15 protein-coding genes are annotated in these 16,861 nt (G+C 57.3%); 9 read left to right on the forward strand and 6 right to left on the reverse strand.

From position 1 onward, the window contains the following. Positions 1–23: 23 nt before the first annotated feature. Positions 24–746 (forward strand): dihydromonapterin reductase, encoded by a 723-nt coding sequence (gene folM, locus HCH49_RS06930; protein WP_064672368.1) that lies wholly within the window; start codon positions 24–26, stop codon positions 744–746. Here the strand turns inward: folM and HCH49_RS06935 are convergent. Then, on the reverse strand, positions 743–1,078 hold the full coding sequence (locus HCH49_RS06935; RefSeq protein ID WP_028017326.1) for a GlpM family protein: 336 nt from the start codon (positions 1,076–1,078) through the stop codon (positions 743–745). The genes folM and HCH49_RS06935 overlap by 4 nt on opposite strands. 128 nt (positions 1,079–1,206) lie before the next feature. Here HCH49_RS06935 and rstA point away from each other — a divergent pair, with 128 nt between their 5' ends. The 4 genes from rstA (at position 1,207) to tus (ending at position 4,814) form a co-directional block, all read left to right on the forward strand. After that, the gene (rstA, locus tag HCH49_RS06940; protein ID WP_021241154.1) at positions 1,207–1,923 is read left to right on the forward strand and encodes a two-component system response regulator RstA; all 717 of its coding nucleotides are present in this window, start codon (positions 1,207–1,209) and stop codon (positions 1,921–1,923) included. 253 nt (positions 1,924–2,176) lie between these two features. Next, on the forward strand, positions 2,177–2,437 hold the full coding sequence (locus HCH49_RS06945; RefSeq protein WP_033145345.1) for a hypothetical protein: 261 nt from the start codon (positions 2,177–2,179) through the stop codon (positions 2,435–2,437). Between the two features lie 75 nt (positions 2,438–2,512). Continuing rightward, entirely contained in the window at positions 2,513–3,811 is a 1,299-nt protein-coding gene (rstB, locus tag HCH49_RS06950; RefSeq protein WP_033145344.1) for a two-component system sensor histidine kinase RstB, read from the forward strand. A gap of 73 nt (positions 3,812–3,884) precedes the next feature. Beyond that, positions 3,885–4,814, forward strand: coding sequence for a DNA replication terminus site-binding protein (gene tus, locus HCH49_RS06955; protein WP_221702457.1), 930 nt, complete (start codon positions 3,885–3,887; stop codon positions 4,812–4,814). Here tus and fumC read toward each other — a convergent pair whose 3' ends face one another. Beyond that, positions 4,815–6,209, reverse strand: coding sequence for a class II fumarate hydratase (gene fumC, locus HCH49_RS06960; RefSeq protein WP_193139121.1), 1,395 nt, complete (start codon positions 6,207–6,209; stop codon positions 4,815–4,817). Between the two features lie 182 nt (positions 6,210–6,391). Then, a complete protein-coding gene (fumA, locus tag HCH49_RS06965) occupies positions 6,392–8,038 on the reverse strand; it encodes a class I fumarate hydratase FumA (RefSeq protein WP_029740299.1) in 1,647 nt (548 codons plus the stop codon). A gap of 199 nt (positions 8,039–8,237) precedes the next feature. Between fumA and manA the strand changes: the two genes are divergently transcribed. Together manA and HCH49_RS06975 are read left to right on the forward strand one after the other, a co-directional pair. After that, on the forward strand, positions 8,238–9,422 hold the full coding sequence (manA, locus tag HCH49_RS06970) for a mannose-6-phosphate isomerase (protein WP_143347158.1): 1,185 nt from the start codon (positions 8,238–8,240) through the stop codon (positions 9,420–9,422). Positions 9,423–9,636: 214 nt separating this feature from the next. Continuing rightward, positions 9,637–11,151, forward strand: a complete 1,515-nt coding sequence (locus tag HCH49_RS06975) for a YdgA family protein (protein ID WP_221702458.1) — start codon at positions 9,637–9,639, stop codon at positions 11,149–11,151. A 39-nt stretch (positions 11,152–11,190) separates the two neighbouring features. Here HCH49_RS06975 and HCH49_RS06980 read toward each other — a convergent pair whose 3' ends face one another. Then, positions 11,191–12,045, reverse strand: a complete 855-nt coding sequence (locus tag HCH49_RS06980; RefSeq protein ID WP_221702459.1) for an alpha/beta fold hydrolase — start codon at positions 12,043–12,045, stop codon at positions 11,191–11,193. A 15-nt stretch (positions 12,046–12,060) separates the two neighbouring features. After that, positions 12,061–13,041 (reverse strand): MBL fold metallo-hydrolase, encoded by a 981-nt coding sequence (locus HCH49_RS06985; RefSeq protein WP_064672362.1) that lies wholly within the window; start codon positions 13,039–13,041, stop codon positions 12,061–12,063. 107 nt (positions 13,042–13,148) lie between these two features. Here HCH49_RS06985 and HCH49_RS06990 point away from each other — a divergent pair, with 107 nt between their 5' ends. Beyond that, on the forward strand, positions 13,149–14,045 hold the full coding sequence (locus HCH49_RS06990) for a LysR family transcriptional regulator (protein ID WP_221702460.1): 897 nt from the start codon (positions 13,149–13,151) through the stop codon (positions 14,043–14,045). 2 nt (positions 14,046–14,047) lie between these two features. On the opposite strand, the gene HCH49_RS06995 is transcribed toward HCH49_RS06990, so the two are convergent. Further along, positions 14,048–15,076: a Mal regulon transcriptional regulator MalI gene (locus HCH49_RS06995; RefSeq protein ID WP_033145339.1), complete on the reverse strand. Its 1,029-nt coding sequence runs from the start codon at positions 15,074–15,076 to the stop codon at positions 14,048–14,050. A 177-nt stretch (positions 15,077–15,253) separates the two neighbouring features. Between HCH49_RS06995 and malX the strand changes: the two genes are divergently transcribed. After that, a complete protein-coding gene (malX, locus tag HCH49_RS07000; protein ID WP_029740306.1) occupies positions 15,254–16,846 on the forward strand; it encodes a maltose/glucose-specific PTS transporter subunit IIBC in 1,593 nt (530 codons plus the stop codon). Positions 16,847–16,861: the final 15 nt, after the last annotated feature.

Genomic DNA, 16,861 nt, shown 5'->3' on the forward strand with positions numbered 1-16,861 from the left:
GTTGAACTGTAAAGGAGAATACGATGGGAAATGCACCGCTTCGCCCAATACTGATTACCGGTGGAGGCCGCCGTATCGGCCTCGCCCTCGCCCATCACTTTCTCAACCTTCGCCATCCGGTCATTGTCAGCTACCGTACGGAATACCCGTCGATTGAAGGGTTACGCAAAGCCGGGGCGGTCTGCATTCAGGCTGATTTTTCGACCGATGAAGGCATTCTGGCTTTCACGGAAAAGGTAAAAGCCACCACGACGGGACTGCGCGCCGTGATCCATAACGCCAGCGCATGGCGAGCCGAAAAACCCGGTACGTCACTCAGCGAAACGCTCTCCGCCATGCTGCAGATCCACGTCAATGCCCCTTATCTGCTTAACCACGCTCTGCAGGATCTGCTGCGCGGCCATGGGCACGCGGCGGGCGATATTATTCACTTCACCGATTATGTGGTGGAGCGCGGCAGCGACAAGCACATCGCCTACGCGGCCAGTAAAGCCGCACTGGATAATATGACGCGCTCGTTTGCCCGCAAGCTCGCGCCCGAGGTGAAGGTAAACGCCATCGCCCCGGCGATGATTTTGTTTAACGAAAACGATGATGCGGAGTATCGCCAGCAGGCGCTGAATAAGTCGCTCATGAAAATCGCGCCGGGCGAGAAAGAGGTAATCGACCTCGTGGATTACCTGCTCACCAGCTGCTACGTCACGGGCAGAACCTTTGCCGTGGACGGCGGCCGCCCGCTGCGCTAGTGAAAACGGCTCCAGAAGAAAATTAGCACCCAGGCGCTGAGTCCCCAGCAGACCACCGCCCCGCTCAGCGCCAGGGGAAGACGCAGAAAGCCGGTGAAATACCACAGCGAAAGCAGGTAGAGAAAGTACGGAATAATAGACCACATGCCAAACACGATGGTCGTGCGTAACGCTTCCGTGCCCCGTTCAGAAGCCACAATATAGTGAGCAATAAGCGCAAAGGTCGGAAACAGCGGGATTAGCCCGGCAATATAGTAGTTTTTCGTTTTTGCCAGAATGCCAATCAGTAACACCACCAGCGCGCCCAGCGCGGCTTTGATCACCAGCCCCATATTTTTCCCTGGAATAATCAACTCACAATATGAGCCAGAATAACGGAACCGGCGTTAATTTTGAAAGATTAATGGAAGGTTAAGGTTCCGCGGTGTATGTTGGCTTTTTTCACGAAAACAGACGCTGTATGAATAAGATTGTTTATGTTGAAGACGAACCCGAGGTCGGACAACTGATCGCCGCCTATCTGGGTAAACATGATATGGACGTCATTGTTGAACCTCGCGGCGATCGTGCCGAAGAGGTGGTCGTCCGTGAAAACCCGGATCTGGTACTGCTGGATATTATGTTGCCAGGCAAAGACGGCATGACGCTCTGCCGTGACCTGCGCGCCCGGTGGGAGGGTCCTATCGTCCTGCTCACCTCACTGGACAGCGATATGAACCACATTTTGTCGCTGGAGATGGGCGCCAATGACTACATTCTGAAAACCACACCGCCTGCCGTCCTGCTTGCCCGCCTGCGCCTGCATTTGCGCCAGCACGCCAGCATCGAACGCGAAGCGCCCGCGCCGTCTCTGACGCCGCACAAAGCGATGCGCTTCGGTACGCTGTCTATTGACCCCATTAACCGCCAGGTGCTGCTCTCCGGCGAGCTTATCGCCCTCTCCACCGCAGACTTTGACCTGCTGTGGGAGCTGGCAACGCACGCCGGGCAAATCATGGACCGCGACGCGCTGCTGAAAAACCTGCGTGGCGTGAGCTATGACGGAATGGACCGCAGCGTTGACGTGGCGATTTCGCGTCTGCGCAAAAAGCTGCAGGATAACGCTACCGAGCCCTACCGCATTAAAACCGTGCGTAACAAGGGTTATCTGTTTGCCCCGCACGCCTGGGAAACCTGATTCCGTTATCTGGCTAGCATAACGTGCGCGAAATGAAGGCATTACACCGCGATGTCCTCCCTTTCGCGCGTTTATTTTTACGTTTGCGCAACAATTAACTTGCTAAGCACGCGAACTATCCCATAATTAAATCTTCAGCCATCCTTTCTACAGCCAGCACTGCCCCGGCGACATGCAGACTCTTTTTTCACCGTGAAGCTCTCACGATACCTCTCCCATAAAATCTTGAAATGAGGATTTAAGCCCATGAAATATGTATAGCTACAGTCAGGTAGAAGCCATCAAAACCAATCTTGAATGGATTGTTAATCAGGCTGCGCTTAGCCATTCCTCCCCCTCACGCGCCGATCAAAAAGCGCTCTTTGATCTCCTTGAGCTCATCCAGACTTACGAAATACTTCTGGATTTAATTAACGAATTCGGTACCGATGTGATTGATATGCACATTGCGGAAGGACTGGCCGTAACGGAAACACTCATCGCCAAGGTAAAAAACAGCGCAATTGCCATGTAACGCGCTCCACAGACATGAAAATATCGACGGGTTTTCATGTATATTCTGCACAAAGCGTTTCTTCGGTGAGATCCAATGAAAAAGCTGTTTGTGCAGTTTTATCTTTTGCTGTTTGTCTGTTTCCTGGTCATGACCATGCTGGTCGGGCTGGTCTATAAATTCACCGCCGAACGTGCGGGCAGGCAGTCGCTGGACGATCTGATGAAAAGCTCGCTCTATCTGATGCGCAGCGAGCTGAGAGAGATCCCGCCGCACGACTGGGCGAAAACCCTCAAAGAGCTGGATCTGAACCTGTCATTCGATTTACGCATCGAGCCGTTAAAAGATTTTGAGCTGGATCCGCCCGCCATGCAGCGTCTGCGCGACGGGGACATCGTCGCGCTGGACGAGAAATACACCTTTATCCAGCGTATTCCGCGCAGCCATTACGTGCTGGCCGTCGGGCCGGTACCCTATCTCTATTATCTGCACCAGATGCGTCTGCTGGACATGGCGCTGATGGCCTTTATCGCCATTTCGCTCGCGTTTCCGGTCTTTATCTGGATGCGCCCGCACTGGCAGGACATGCTGAAGCTGGAATCCGCCGCGCAGCGTTTTGGCGAAGGGCATTTTACCGAACGCATCCACTTCGACAGCGGTTCCAGTTTTGAACGTCTGGGCGTGGCCTTTAACCAGATGGCCGATAACATCAATGCCCTGATCGCCAGTAAAAAGCAGCTGATCGACGGGATTGCGCACGAGCTGCGCACGCCGCTGGTTCGCCTGCGCTATCGTCTGGAGATGAGCGAGAATCTGACGGAAGCGGAGTCTCAGGCGCTTAACCGCGATATCGGCCAGCTTGAGGCGCTGATTGAGGAGCTGCTGACCTACGCACGACTCGATCGTCCGCAAAACGAACTGAACCTCAGCACGCCGGACCTGCCTGCCTGGCTGCAAACCCACATCGATGACGTTCAGAGCGTGAACCCGCAGCGCACGCTGTTAACGCGCGTCACGCCGGGTGATTACGGCGCGCTCGATATGCGCCTGATGGAGCGCGTGCTGGACAATCTGATGAACAACGCCATGCGCTACAGCGAAAGCACGCTACAGATTGGGCTGGATTTGCAGGGCAATCAGGCCAGCCTGACGGTGGAGGATGACGGTCCGGGGATTGCCCCGGAAGCGCGAGAAACCGTGTTTGAACCGTTTGTCCGCCTCGACCCCAGCCGCGATCGCGCCACTGGCGGATGCGGCCTGGGGCTGGCGATTGTTTACTCTATCGCGCAGGCGATGGGCGGCACGGTGCATTGCGAAGAGAGCGAGCTCGGCGGCGCGCGCTTCTGCTTTAGCTGGCCGGTATACCATAACATCGCCCTTCCCGTCCCTGCCTGACTTCAACCGCACGCTGGCCTGACCCGGCGTGCTGTGCTATATGATAAGTATGTTGTAACTAACGAGAGTGCTTATGGCGACCTACGATCTCCTCGAACGGCTGAACAGCACGTTTCGGGAAATAGAACACGAGCTCCTGACCCTGACCGAACGTTTGCAGAGCTGCCGTCTGCTGGCCGCGCGCGTCTTTACCCTGCCCGAGGTGGCCAAAGGGGCCGAGCACGACCCGCTGGACACCATCGCGGTTGAACAGCACATCGGCAGCGCCGCCCTTGAGCTGACGCTGAAGCACTATCGCCGCCTGTTTATCCAGCAGCAGTCAGAAAACCGCAGCAGTAAGGCCGCCGTGCGTCTGCCCGGCGTGATCTGCCTGCAAACCGATGCGACAACGCGCGACGCGCTGGAAAGCCAGATTACCCACATCAACACCCTGAAAGCGGCCTTTGAAAAGATCGTTACCGAAGAGTCCGGCCTCGCCCCTGCCGCCCGGTTTGAATGGGTGCACCGTCAGCTTCCGGGGCTGATTACCCTGAACGCCTATCGCACGCTGACGGTACTGCGTCACCCCGCCACGCTGCGCTTCGGCTGGGCGAATAAGCACATCATTAAAAACTTCACCCGGGATGAAATTCTGGCGCAGCTGGAAAAAAGCCTGAAGACGCCGCGCACCGTCGCACCGTGGTCGCGCGAGCAGTGGATTGAGCGCCTGGAGCAGGAGTACCACAGCATCGCCTCGCTGCCGGCGGACGCGCGCATCAAGATAAAGCGTCCGGTGAAGGTACAGCCTATCGCCCGCGTCTGGTATTCCGGCCAGCAAAAACAGGTTCAGTATGCCTGCCCTACGCCGCTGATTGCGCTCTATGATGCCGATCGGGGGGCCATCGTGCCGGATATTGGTGAGCTTTTGAATTACGATGCGGACAATGTCCAGCACCGTTACAGACCTCAGGCGCAGCCGCTGCAGCTAATTATTCCGCGGCTGCACCTGTACGTGGCGGGATGACTATTTCAGGCTGCCGACCATCGCTTCCGGGCGAACCCAGGCGTCGAACTCCGCCTCCGTGAGATAGCCCAGCGCCAGGGCGGAGGCTTTCAGCGTCAGCCCCTCTTTATGCGCTTTTTTAGCGATCTCGGCGGCCTTGTCGTAGCCGATATGGGTATTCAGCGCCGTCACCAGCATCAGGGATTCATTGAGCAACTGGCTGATACGTTCGCGATTCGGCTCAATCCCTACCGCACAGTGCTCGTTAAAGCTCTCCATCCCGTCCGCCAGCAGACGAATCGATTGCAGAACGTTGTGGATCACCATCGGGCGATAGACGTTCAGCTCGAAGTTGCCGGACGCACCGCCCAGGTTGACGGCTACGTCGTTGCCCAACACCTGACAGCAGAGCATGGTCATGGCTTCGCACTGGGTCGGGTTCACTTTACCCGGCATGATGGAGCTGCCCGGCTCGTTTTCCGGAATGCTGATTTCACCGATGCCGCAGCGCGGACCCGAGGCCAGCCAGCGCACGTCGTTGGCGATTTTCATCAGCGAGGCCGCCAGCCCTTTCAGCGCGCCGTGGGTGTGGACCAGCGCATCGCAGGTCGCCAGCGCTTCGAACTTGTTGGGCGCCGTGACGAACGGCTGCCCGGTGATGTTTGCCAGCTCCTCTGCCACGCGCACCGCGTATTCTGGATGGGTGTTTAACCCGGTCCCGACCGCCGTTCCGCCGAGCGCCAGCTCCGCCAGGTGCGGCAGGCTGTATTCAATGTGCTTCAGGTTATGTTCCAGCATCGCCACCCAGCCGGAAATCTCCTGGCCGAGCGTCAGCGGCGTGGCGTCCTGCAGGTGCGTACGGCCAATTTTGACGATGTCGCGGAAGGCCTGCGCTTTCTCGTTGAGCGTGGATTTCAGCACGTTGAGCTGCGGGATAAGCTGCTCGCGGATAGCGATGACCGCCGCCACATGCATCGCCGTCGGGAAGACGTCGTTAGAACTCTGGCTTTTGTTGACGTCATCGTTCGGATGGACCTTACGCTCCATGCCGCGCACGCCGCCAAGCAGTTCGCTGGCCCGGTTCGCCAGCACTTCGTTCATGTTCATGTTGCTCTGGGTGCCGGAACCGGTCTGCCAGATGGCGAGGGGGAATTCGTCGGGATGCTTACCCGCCAGCACTTCGTCGGCGGCGTTGATGATGGCGGTCGCTTTGTCTGCCGTCAGCAGGCCTAAATCCTGATTCACTTTCGCGGCAGCGCGTTTGGTGAGCGCCAGCGCCTGAATCAGCGAGACGGGCAATTTTTCGGTCGAAATACGGAAGTGCTCCAGCGAACGCTGGGTTTGCGCGCCCCAAAGCTTGTCGGCCGGGACGTCGATGGCGCCCATCGAATCTTTCTCATGGCGTACCGTGGTCATTACTTTCTCCTTGATAACAAAAGAGGGATTGCTCACATGCTTAAGGGATAAGTATTGATGACTTCTGGGAAACGATATGGCGCTTTGTGCGCTCTTTTTGGTGTCGGGTTTCGGCTGCGCCTTACCCGAGCTACGAGAATATAGGCCGGGCAAGCGTCAGCGCCACCCGGCAATTTACAGAATTACTTCACGCACGCCGAACACTGGGACGACTGGATCTGCTTGAAGAAGTCGTTGCCTTTGTCATCCACGAGGATAAACGCCGGGAAGTCTTCCACTTCAATTTTCCAGATCGCTTCCATACCCAGTTCCGGGTACTCCACGCACTCCAGGCTCTTAATGCTGCCCTGCGCCAGAACCGCAGCCGGGCCGCCGATGCTGCCGAGGTAGAAACCGCCGTGCTTGTGGCAGGCGTCCGTCACCTGCTGGCTGCGGTTGCCTTTCGCCAGCATGATCATGCTGCCGCCGTTGGCCTGCAGCTGGTCAACGTACGAGTCCATACGCCCTGCCGTGGTTGGGCCTAACGAGCCGGACGCGTAGCCTTCAGGCGTTTTCGCCGGGCCTGCGTAGTAGATCGGATGATCTTTAATGTACTGCGGCAGGCCTTCGCCGTTGTCCAGACGCTCTTTCAGCTTCGCGTGCGCGATGTCGCGGCCCACGATGATCGTGCCGTTCAGCGAGAGACGGGTCGAGACCGGATACTGCGAAAGCTGCGCCAGAATCTCTTTCATCGGACGGTTCAGGTCGACGCGAACCGCTTCACCCTCACCCGCTTTGCGCAGCTCTTCCGGGATGTATTTGCCCGGATTGTTTTCCAGTTTTTCGATCCACACGCCTTCGCGGTTGATCTTCGCCTTGATGTTGCGATCCGCGGAGCAGGACACGCCCATCCCGACCGGACAGGAGGCACCGTGACGCGGCAGACGGATCACGCGCACGTCGTGGGCAAAGTATTTGCCGCCAAACTGCGCGCCGAGGCCCAGATTGCGCGCTTCTTCCAGCAGTTCCTGCTCAAGCTGTACGTCGCGGAACGCCTGGCCGTGCTCGTTACCTTCGGTAGGCAGGCCGTCGTAGTATTTGGTTGAGGCCAGCTTGACGGTTTTCAGCGTGCTTTCAGCCGACGTACCGCCAATCACAAACGCGATATGGTACGGCGGGCACGCCGCGGTGCCGAGGGTGCGCATCTTCTCAACCAGATAATTTTTCAGCTTGCCCGGGGTGAGCAGCGCCTTGGTTTCCTGGTAAAGATAGGTTTTGTTGGCTGAACCGCCGCCCTTGGCGATACAGAGGAATTTGTACTCGTCACCGTCGACGCTGTAGAGATCGATCTGTGCCGGCAGGTTGGTGCCTGTGTTGACCTCTTTGTACATATCCAGCGCCGCGTTTTGCGAGTAGCGCAGGTTATCTTCGGTGTACGTGTTGTAGACGCCGTGCGCCAGGGCCGCTTCGTCACCGCCGCCGGTCCAGACGCGCTGGCCTTTTTTACCGACGATGATCGCCGTGCCGGTGTCCTGACAGGTAGGCAGAACACCTTTCGCGGCGATGTCTGAGTTACGCAGGAACTGCAGGGCAACGTATTTATCGTTTTCGCTGGCCTGCGGGTCGCTGAGAATATCGGCAACCTGCTGCTGGTGCGCTGGGCGGAGCATAAACGAGGCGTCGTGGAAAGCGTGCTGCGCCAGCAGCGTCAGCGCCTGCGGATCCACCTTGAGGATCTCTTGTCCTTCAAACTCAGAGACGGAGACGTGATCGCGGGTTAACAGGTAATACTCGGTCCGATCCTTACTGAGGGGGAAAGGATCCTGATAATGGAAGGGTTTATTCGACATTGGTCTCTCACTTACTGCTTCGGTCTGTTTATTCAGGGCAGATGTTCCGCTGCCCGGCTTAAAAGCGAGTCAGCTTATCCTACACAATTTTTTAACAAAAACTGAGACTAGTACGACTTTTTACATCCACAGGTTACTTCCATGAGGTTTATTGCTTTAATACCCGGAGTTAATTCCACAATTGAATCAGGGCTTGATAATGCAAAAACTCATTAACTCAGTGCAAAACTACGCCTGGGGAAGTAAAACTGCGTTAACGGATCTCTACGGTATCGCGAACCCGAACAACCTGCCGATGGCAGAACTGTGGATGGGGGCGCACCCGAAGAGCAGCTCAAAAATTGAAGACGCCAGCGGCCAGGTTCGCAGCCTGCGTGACGTGATTGACGCCGATAAAGCCGCGCTGCTTGGCGACAAGGTGGCTCAGCGCTTCGGCGAACTGCCGTTCCTGTTCAAGGTGCTGTGCGCCGACCAGCCGCTCTCCATCCAGGTTCACCCGAACAAGAAAGCTTCTGAAATCGGCTTTGCGAAAGAGAACGCGGCGGGTATTCCGTTAGACGCCGCCGAGCGTAACTACAAAGATCCTAACCACAAGCCGGAGCTGGTCTTTGCGCTGACCCCGTTCCTGGCGATGAACGCGTTCCGCGAGTTTTCAGAGATCGTTTCCCTGCTGCAACCGGTCGCGGGTGCCCACAAGGCTATCGCCCACTTCCTTGAAAACCCGAACGCAGACGCGCTGAGCCAGCTGTTTGCCAGCCTGCTGAATATGCAGGGTGAAGAGAAATCTCACGCGCTGGCGGTGCTGAAAGCGGCTCTGGGCAGCCAGCAGGGTGAACCCTGGGAGACTATCCGCCTGATCTCCGAATTCTACCCGGACGACAGCGGCCTGTTCTCCCCTCTGCTGCTGAACGTGGTGAAGCTGAACCCGGGCGAAGCGATGTTCCTGTTTGCCGAAACCCCGCACGCCTACCTGCAGGGCGTGGCGCTGGAGGTAATGGCCAACTCCGATAACGTGCTGCGCGCGGGCCTGACGCCGAAATACATCGATATTCCTGAACTGGTTGCCAACGTGAAGTTTGTGGCGAAACCTGCCGCGGAGCTGCTGACTCAGCCGGTGAAAAACGGCGCAGAGCTGGACTTCCCAATTCCGGTTGAGGATTTTGCTTTTTCCCTGCACGACCTGAGCCAGGCCGAAGCCGTCATCGCGCAGGAAAGCGCGGCGATTCTGTTCTGCGCCGAGGGCGAAGCGACGCTGCGCAAAGGCGAACAGCGTCTGGTGCTTAAGCCCGGTGAGTCAGCATTCGTTGCAGCCAGTGAATCACCGGTCAGCGTAAGCGGCACCGGTCGTCTGGCGCGCGTTTTTAATAAGCTATACCCTAAATAATTCGAGTTGCATGAAGGCGGCGACGCAGCGAATCCCCAGGAGCGTACATAAGTACGTGACTGGGGTGAGCGAGGAAAGCCAACGCACAGGCAACTTGAAGTATGACGGGTATTAGGGACTTACTGATTTTTTTAACAACTCTTGCTAAGCTAGTTGCAGGCTTAATATCTCCAGGCGGTTTTTACCGCCTGGTTTCATTTTAGGGATAGTCGCAATGAAAAAATCGGTCGTAGCGGTTGGAGTGATTGTAGCGTTAGGCGTGGTCTGGACGGGTGCCTCCTGGTTTACCGGGAAACAGCTGGAAGGCCGTCTGGCTGAGATGGTGGCGCAGGCTAACGGAGAGATTAAGCGCAGCGCGCCGGAGGCGGGCCTTGAGCTGAGCTACCAGAATTATCATCGCGGCGTGTTTACCAGCCGTATGCAGCTGGTTGTGAAGCCAGTGGCCGGTGCTGAAAACGGCTGGCTGAAACCGGGCCAGAGCGTGGTGCTGGACGAGGTGGTGAGCCACGGTCCGCTGCCGCTGGCGCAGCTGAAGTCCTTTAACCTGATCCCGTCGATGGCGTCCGTTCATACCGTGCTGGTGAATAACGACGTCACCAAACCGCTGTTTGACCTGGCGAAGAATGAATCGCCTTTCGACATTAATACCCGAATTAGCTATGCCGGCGACACGAGCTCCGATATTGCTCTGAAAGCGCTGAACTACGAGAAAGAGAATGAGAAAGTCGCCTTTAGCGGCGGTCACTTCAAACTCGATGCTGACCGCGACGGAAATGTGTTCTCCCTGACGGGTGAAGCGGAAAGCGGCCTGGTCAATGCCGTGAACGAATATAACCAAAAGGTTCAGCTCACCTTCAACAACCTGAAAGCCGACGGCAACAGTCGAATGACCGATTTCCAGGAGCGTATCGGCGATCAGAAACTCTCTCTCGACAAGGTAGCCATTGCGGTTGAAGGAAAAGAGATGGCCGTGCTGGAAGGCATGGACGTCAACGGCAAATCCGACGTTTCCAAAGACGGTAAAAGCATCAACACCCAGCTGGATTACACGCTGAAGAGCCTGAAGGTGCAGAATCAGGATCTGGGCACCGGCAAGCTGTCGCTGAAGATCGGCAATATCGACGGCCAGGCGTGGCACGAGTTTAGCCAGAAATACAGCAAAGAGAGCCAGGCGCTGCTGACCGATGCCGCACTCCAGCAGAACCCTGAGGTGTATCAGCAGCAGGCGATGGCGGTACTGTTCAACAACCTGCCTGTCCTGCTGAAAGGCGAGCCGGTGATCACCGTTGCGCCGCTGAGCTGGAAAAACAGCAAAGGCGAAACCAGCTTTAACCTGTCGCTGTTCCTGAAAGATCCGGCAACCGCAACGGGTGAACCGCAGACGCTGGCGCAGGAAGTGGATCGCAGCGTGAAGTCGCTCGACAGCAAGCTGACCATCCCGATGGATATGGCGACCGAGTTTATGACCCAGATTGCGAAGCTGGAAGGCTACGGCGATGAAGACGCCGGCAAGCTGGCTAACCAGCAGGTGAAAGGTCTGGCGGCCATGGGCCAGATGTTCCGCATCACTAAAGTGGAAAACAACACGATTTCCACCAGCCTGCAGTACGCCAACGGCCAGGTAACGCTGAACGGCGACAAGATGCCGCTGGAAGACTTTGTCGGCATGTTTGGTATGCCGACGCTGGGGATGCCGGAACCGGCAGCACCGGCGGCACCGCAGCAGTAAACGTCAAAACCCCTCGCATGAGGGGTTTTTTATTGCCCGCTAATTTTTCCATCCAGCCAGGAAATCCATCAGAAGCGCGTTCACTTTCTCTGGCTGCTCCTCCTGCGGCAGATGGCCGCACTCATCAATACCCTGCGCCCGCAGGTTCTCCGCCATTTCGGCCCAGACGCTTTCCATATCGAAAAGCTTGCCGACCGCATGAAAATCATTACCCCACAGCGACATTACCGGGCAGGTGATTTTCACCTCAGCGTCTGCCATATCCTGCGCCACATCCTCTGCGTTGGCGCGATAGTCAGCCATTGCGCCACGCACGGCACCCGGCGCCTGATACGCCCGAACATAGGTGTCAAACGCCTCGCCGCTGATGGTCGAGGGATTGTAGGTCCAGTCCGAGAAAAAGTGGCGCAGCCAGATATGCTCCCGACCCGCAATCAGCGCTTCCGGCAGGTCTGGCACAAGATGAAACAGGAAGAACCAGTACGCACGCGCAATCGACGCATTCAGATCGCGCGCCACAATACGCGTTGGCACGTTATCCATCACCACCAGTCGATCCACCAGCTCAGGGTAATCTTTTGCAAACCGCGTCGCAACGCGTGCGCCGCGATCGTGCCCTACCAGCACCACTTTCTGTAAACCCAGCACACGCATCAGTTCCCGGATGTCCCGCGCCATATTGCGCTTATCATAGCCAGAAGCAGGTTTATCCGTTTCGCCATACCCGCGTAAATCCGGTGCAATCACGCGGTAGTGCCGGGACAGTACGGGTATCTGGTAGCGCCAGGCATAGTTTGTTTCAGGAAAACCATGCAGGAGAATAACCGGTGCGCCTTCACCCTCTTCAACCACAAACTGACGGATACCGTTTGCCATTACGGTGTAACTTTTCATGCTCGTCACCTCACTTTATTTCAGCAGAGGCACGTTGGCCGCACGTTGATAAGGACCGTAATTGACAGGATTCCAGCTATAGCCCTGCTGCCAGGCGGTGATATGCCCGATACCGGGGAAAGGCAGATGTGCCGCAGCCATCCACTCACCGTCTTTCGCCAGCGCGTTAAACTCCTGCGCCCGGGATGAGATGGCTTTTTTCGGATCGACATCAAAGCGAATAGACACTTCAGGGTGCGGGAACTGGACGGCAGGAGCATGAATCAAATCCCCAATGAAGTTGATAGCCGTCCCCTGCGACGCGAAGCGATAAACGGTACTGCCAGGCGTATGCCCGATGGCATATGCCGTCTGGACTTCCGGGACAGGCGAAGCTGGCGGGACGAAGGTTTTAAGGTGCCCGGCGGCTTTATACGCAGACAGCGCATTCCTGGCGATAGCGAAATACTCTCTCGCATTAGCCGGCGCGCTCGCTTCTTTTGCGGGGTCAAGCCAGTAGTCGGCCTCCCCCTGCGGTACGTAGACGGTAGCATTGGGGAACAACGCCTTACCCTCTGCATCGCTCAGGCCGCATACGTGGTCAAGATGCAGGTGGGTCAGGAAAATGGTATCAACCTGCTCGGGACGGTACCCTGATGCGTTCATATTGCTGACCAGCTGGCCGGCCGTTTCCGCCATGCAGTGGCCCCCCCCGCTGTCAATCATGACCAGGTGTTTACCGGTATTCACCAGAAAGGCGTTAAAGGCGGTAGGCATGCGTTCGGCATCAACTTTGTGTTGAGCCAGCAGTTCGCGAACCTTGTCGCCTGAGAGCCCGTGTAGTAAGGCAGGCGAAAGATCGTTATAGCCGTCGAACAGCGCCGTTACCTCATATTCCCCGACCGCCAGACGATAATAGCCCGGAACCTGCTGTTTCACCTGTGCCGGGGCATCTGCCCACGATGTGCTTGCCAGGAGCAGGCCGCTGAGCGCCAGAACCGTTTTCAACTTTTTCATCTTCACTCCAGATTGATATTTTTCAGGTTGTGAAGAGACTATGGCAGCGTAACGATAAATAATGTAGATATGTACTTTGATAAGTCAGCATAACGAAAATCGATGCAATGAAACTGGAAGATGTTGAAGTGTTTGTCGAAGCCGTCAAGGCGGGTAGTCTGGCGGGCGCCGCGCGTCGGCTCTCTGTGAGCGCCATGGCGGCGTCACGGTCTCTTAATAATCTTGAGGCTGAACTGAGGGTCAGGCTGGTGCACCGCACCACGCGTTCCCTGTCACCCACCAGCGATGGGGCCGTTTTTTTGCCCCATGCGCAGGCGTTGCTGGAAGATAAAAATAACGCGCTTGCCGATCTGTTTCCCGAAGGGACGCACCTTTCCGGACGCCTGCGCATTACCGCCTCAGCGGGGTTTGGCCGTAAGATCGTTGCTCCCATGCTGACCCGGTTCATGCAGCGACATCCCGCCCTGCAGGTCGATTTACTCGCCACCGACGAACAGGTTGATATTGTCGGAAAAGGCATAGACGTGGCGTTACGCATTGCGCCGCTGCGCGATAACCGGCTGGTTGCCCATCGCCTGTGTCACAACCCTCGCGATCTCTGCGCCAGCGCTGCGTATCTTGCCGCGAATGGCTATCCAAAATCGTTTAACGATCTGGCGGCACACAGCTGTCTGACCACGTCAGATACCGTCCACTGGTCATTCGAACAAGGTGAACAGCGCTACAAACAAAAGGTGTCGGGCCGATTCTCCGCGAACTCCGTTGAGGCCATTTTCGAAGCCTGCCTCGGAGGGTTGGGGATCGCCAATTTATCCCGCTGGTACGTAGAGCCGGCGTTCAGTGAGGGTAAACTCGTGCGGATCGTCCTGGAGGACGCTCAGCCGGAATCGCTGGCCGTTTGGGCGGTTTACCCGACCTCCAGGCTGATCCCGGCAAAAGTAAGAAAATTTGTGGAAGCGCTGGAAGCCGAACTGTTGCTCAATCCGCTGACGCAACCCACCTGATATTATTTCACCGTCACCAGCCGCGCCGCCACAATCTGGTGCCCGGCCTGAACGTCCGTGTTGTCGATGCGCTGCATGATCCTGTCCGCCAGCGTGTAGCCCATCTCCCGCGCAGGGGTGGTAGCCCAGACGATCGGCAGATCGTCGAGCGCGTTTTCACCGACGTCGGCGAACGCCCCGAGCGCCACCTGATGGCCGAAGAAGGTTTCCACCCCGCCCTCGCCGCTCTGACGCCCGGCGCGGATCAGGCCAAACCAGGCGCCCATGGCAATCACATCGTTGTAGCAAATCACGGCGCTGATCGTCGGACTGCTGCGCAGCAGCGCGCCTATCGCTTCTGCCGCTTTCTTCTGGCTGGATTCACACTCCACGACCCATTCGCTGTGGAACGGCAGGCCGTATTTAATCAGCGTCGCGCAGTAGCCGCCGACCCGCTCGGCGCGGGTCAGGGACGAACTTTTCCCGCCGAGCCACGCAATGCGCTGGTGTCCGCGACGAATAAGATGCTCGGTCAGCATTTGCGCGGCCTGCATGTTATCCGGGCGCAGCGTATCGGCCTCGTCCAGGTAGCTGGCGCGCGAAGCAAACACCAGCGGCACGCCTTTTTCGGCGGCGCGCTCGCACAGCTCGCTGCCCACGCCCGACGCCCCGGCGACGATCACCCCGTCAACACCCTGATTCAGCAGCATATCGAGCCGGGAAAGAAGCTGATCGGGCTCGCGACCGCCGTGCAGAAGAAAGACCATCCGCCCCTGCGCTTCAAGCGCTTCGGTTAACCCTGCGGTCAGCTCCGCATAGAAAGGTGACGTCAGGTCGCGGACAATCAGGCCAATCACCCCGCTTTGCCCGCCGCGCAGCGCCGACGCCTGACGGTTACGCACAAAACCCAGCTGCTCAACCGCCTCGTTAACCCGCTGACCGGTCGCAGGAGAGATGCGCCCTTTTCCGCTTAGCACCAGAGAAACGGTGCTGACGGAAACGCCCGCCGCCAGCGCGACATCGTTGATGGTGATTTTTTTCGCTACAGCCATGTGTTGGCGTGACTCCCTGAAATGAGATCGGTAAAACGTTTTATCAATACGTTATCTTTATACTACCAGTCAAAGCCTGAGAATGTGATTTAGCGCGCACTAAACTTTGATAAAACGTTTTATCTTCTCGCAGCATTGAAGCAGGCAAACTGATTTTAACAATAAAGGAGTCGTTTTATGACGGCGAAAGCAGCACAAAAAATATCGCTGTGGGAATTTTTCCAGCAACTGGGTAAAACCTTTATGCTGCCCGTGGCACTCCTCTCGTTCTGCGGGATCATGCTCGGGATCGGCAGCTCGCTGAGCAGTAAAGACGTCATCACGCTGATCCCGTTCCTCGGTACCCCGGTGCTGCAGGCGATCTTCATCTGGATGAGTAAAGTTGGCTCCTTTGCGTTTAGCTTCCTGCCCGTCATGTTCTGTATCGCTATCCCGCTGGGCCTGGCGCGCGAGAACAAAGGCGTCGCGGCGTTTGCCGGGTTTGTGGGCTACGCCGTGATGAACCTGGCGGTTAACTTCTGGCTGACCGCGAAAGGCATTTTGCCGACCACCGACGCTGCCGTACTTAAAGCCAACAACATTCAGAGCGTGATCGGTATCCAGTCTATTGATACCGGGATCCTCGGGGCGGTGATCGCGGGTGTGATTATCTGGATGCTGCACGAGCGCTTCCATAATATCCGGCTGCCGGATGCCCTGGCCTTCTTCGGCGGTACCCGCTTTGTGCCGATTGTTACCCTGGTGGTGATGGGTCTGTTCGGTTTAATCATTCCGCTGATCTGGCCGGTCTTTGCGATGGGCATCAACGGTATTGGCCGCATCATCAACGGCGCGGGAGATTTCGGTCCGATGATCTTCGGCACCGGCGAGCGTCTGCTGCTGCCGTTTGGCCTGCAGCATATCCTGGTGGCCCTGATTCGCTTCACCGAAGCGGGCGGTACGATGGAGGTGTGCGGTCACGACGTGAGCGGCGCGCTGACCATCTTCCAGGCGCAGCTGAGCTGCCCGACTACCCACGGCTTCTCGGAAAGTGCCACCCGCTTCCTGTCTCAGGGTAAAATGCCTGCCTTCCTCGGCGGCCTGCCGGGTGCCGCGCTGGCGATGTACCACTGCGCTCGCCCGGAAAACCGTCATAAAATTAAAGGTCTGCTGATTTCCGGCGTGATCGCCTGCGTCGTGGGCGGTACCACCGAGCCAATCGAATTCCTGTTCCTGTTCGTCGCACCGGTGCTGTACCTCATCCACGCGGTGCTGACCGGTCTGGGCTTTACCGTGATGGCGGTGCTGGGCGTGACCATCGGCAACACCGACGGCAACGTGATCGACTTCGTGGTGTTCGGGATCCTGCACGGCCTGTCCACCAAGTGGTACCTGGTGCCGGTTGTGGCGGCTATCTGGTTTGCGGTTTACTACGGCATCTTCCGCTTCGCCATCACCCGCTTTAACCTGAAAACGCCTGGCCGCGATACCGATACGGCGAGCAGCGTTGAACAGGCGGTTGCCGGGACCGTGGGCAAATCCGGCTATAACACCCCGGCCATTCTGGCGGCGCTGGGCGGCGCGGATAACATCACCTCGCTGGATAACTGCATCACCCGCCTGCGTCTGTCGGTGGCGGATATGTCAAAAGTGGATACCAACGCCCTGAAAGCCAACCGGGCCATCGGCGTGGTACAGTTAAATCAGCACAATTTGCAGGTGGTTATCGGCCCGCAGGTCCAGTCGGTGAAGGATGAGCTGGCAACCCTGATGCGAACAGTTGAAGCCTGATGCCTCAGCCCCCTC

The organism is Enterobacter sp. Y17, assembly GCF_019730495.1.
GTDB classification, from domain to species: domain Bacteria; phylum Pseudomonadota; class Gammaproteobacteria; order Enterobacterales; family Enterobacteriaceae; genus Enterobacter; species Enterobacter asburiae_B.

Bases quoted from the DNA above. Each gene is read 5' to 3' on its own strand.
- HCH49_RS06985 (WP_064672362.1), bottom strand. From the start codon at position 13,041: ATGAAAAAGTTGAAAACGGTTCTGGCGCTCAGCGGCCTGCTCCTGGCA.
- HCH49_RS06990 (WP_221702460.1), top strand. From the start codon at position 13,149: ATGAAACTGGAAGATGTTGAAGTGTTTGTCGAAGCCGTCAAGGCGGGT.
- rstA (WP_021241154.1), top strand. From the start codon at position 1,207: ATGAATAAGATTGTTTATGTTGAAGACGAACCCGAGGTCGGACAACTG.
- HCH49_RS06935 (WP_028017326.1), bottom strand. From the start codon at position 1,078: ATGGGGCTGGTGATCAAAGCCGCGCTGGGCGCGCTGGTGGTGTTACTG.
- manA (WP_143347158.1), top strand. From the start codon at position 8,238: ATGCAAAAACTCATTAACTCAGTGCAAAACTACGCCTGGGGAAGTAAA.
- tus (WP_221702457.1), top strand. From the start codon at position 3,885: ATGGCGACCTACGATCTCCTCGAACGGCTGAACAGCACGTTTCGGGAA.
- fumA (WP_029740299.1), bottom strand. From the start codon at position 8,038: ATGTCGAATAAACCCTTCCATTATCAGGATCCTTTCCCCCTCAGTAAG.
- malX (WP_029740306.1), top strand. From the start codon at position 15,254: ATGACGGCGAAAGCAGCACAAAAAATATCGCTGTGGGAATTTTTCCAG.
- HCH49_RS06980 (WP_221702459.1), bottom strand. From the start codon at position 12,045: ATGAAAAGTTACACCGTAATGGCAAACGGTATCCGTCAGTTTGTGGTT.
- rstB (WP_033145344.1), top strand. From the start codon at position 2,513: ATGAAAAAGCTGTTTGTGCAGTTTTATCTTTTGCTGTTTGTCTGTTTC.
- fumC (WP_193139121.1), bottom strand. From the start codon at position 6,209: ATGACCACGGTACGCCATGAGAAAGATTCGATGGGCGCCATCGACGTC.
- HCH49_RS06975 (WP_221702458.1), top strand. From the start codon at position 9,637: ATGAAAAAATCGGTCGTAGCGGTTGGAGTGATTGTAGCGTTAGGCGTG.
- folM (WP_064672368.1), top strand. From the start codon at position 24: ATGGGAAATGCACCGCTTCGCCCAATACTGATTACCGGTGGAGGCCGC.
- HCH49_RS06945 (WP_033145345.1), top strand. From the start codon at position 2,177: ATGTATAGCTACAGTCAGGTAGAAGCCATCAAAACCAATCTTGAATGG.
- HCH49_RS06995 (WP_033145339.1), bottom strand. From the start codon at position 15,076: ATGGCTGTAGCGAAAAAAATCACCATCAACGATGTCGCGCTGGCGGCG.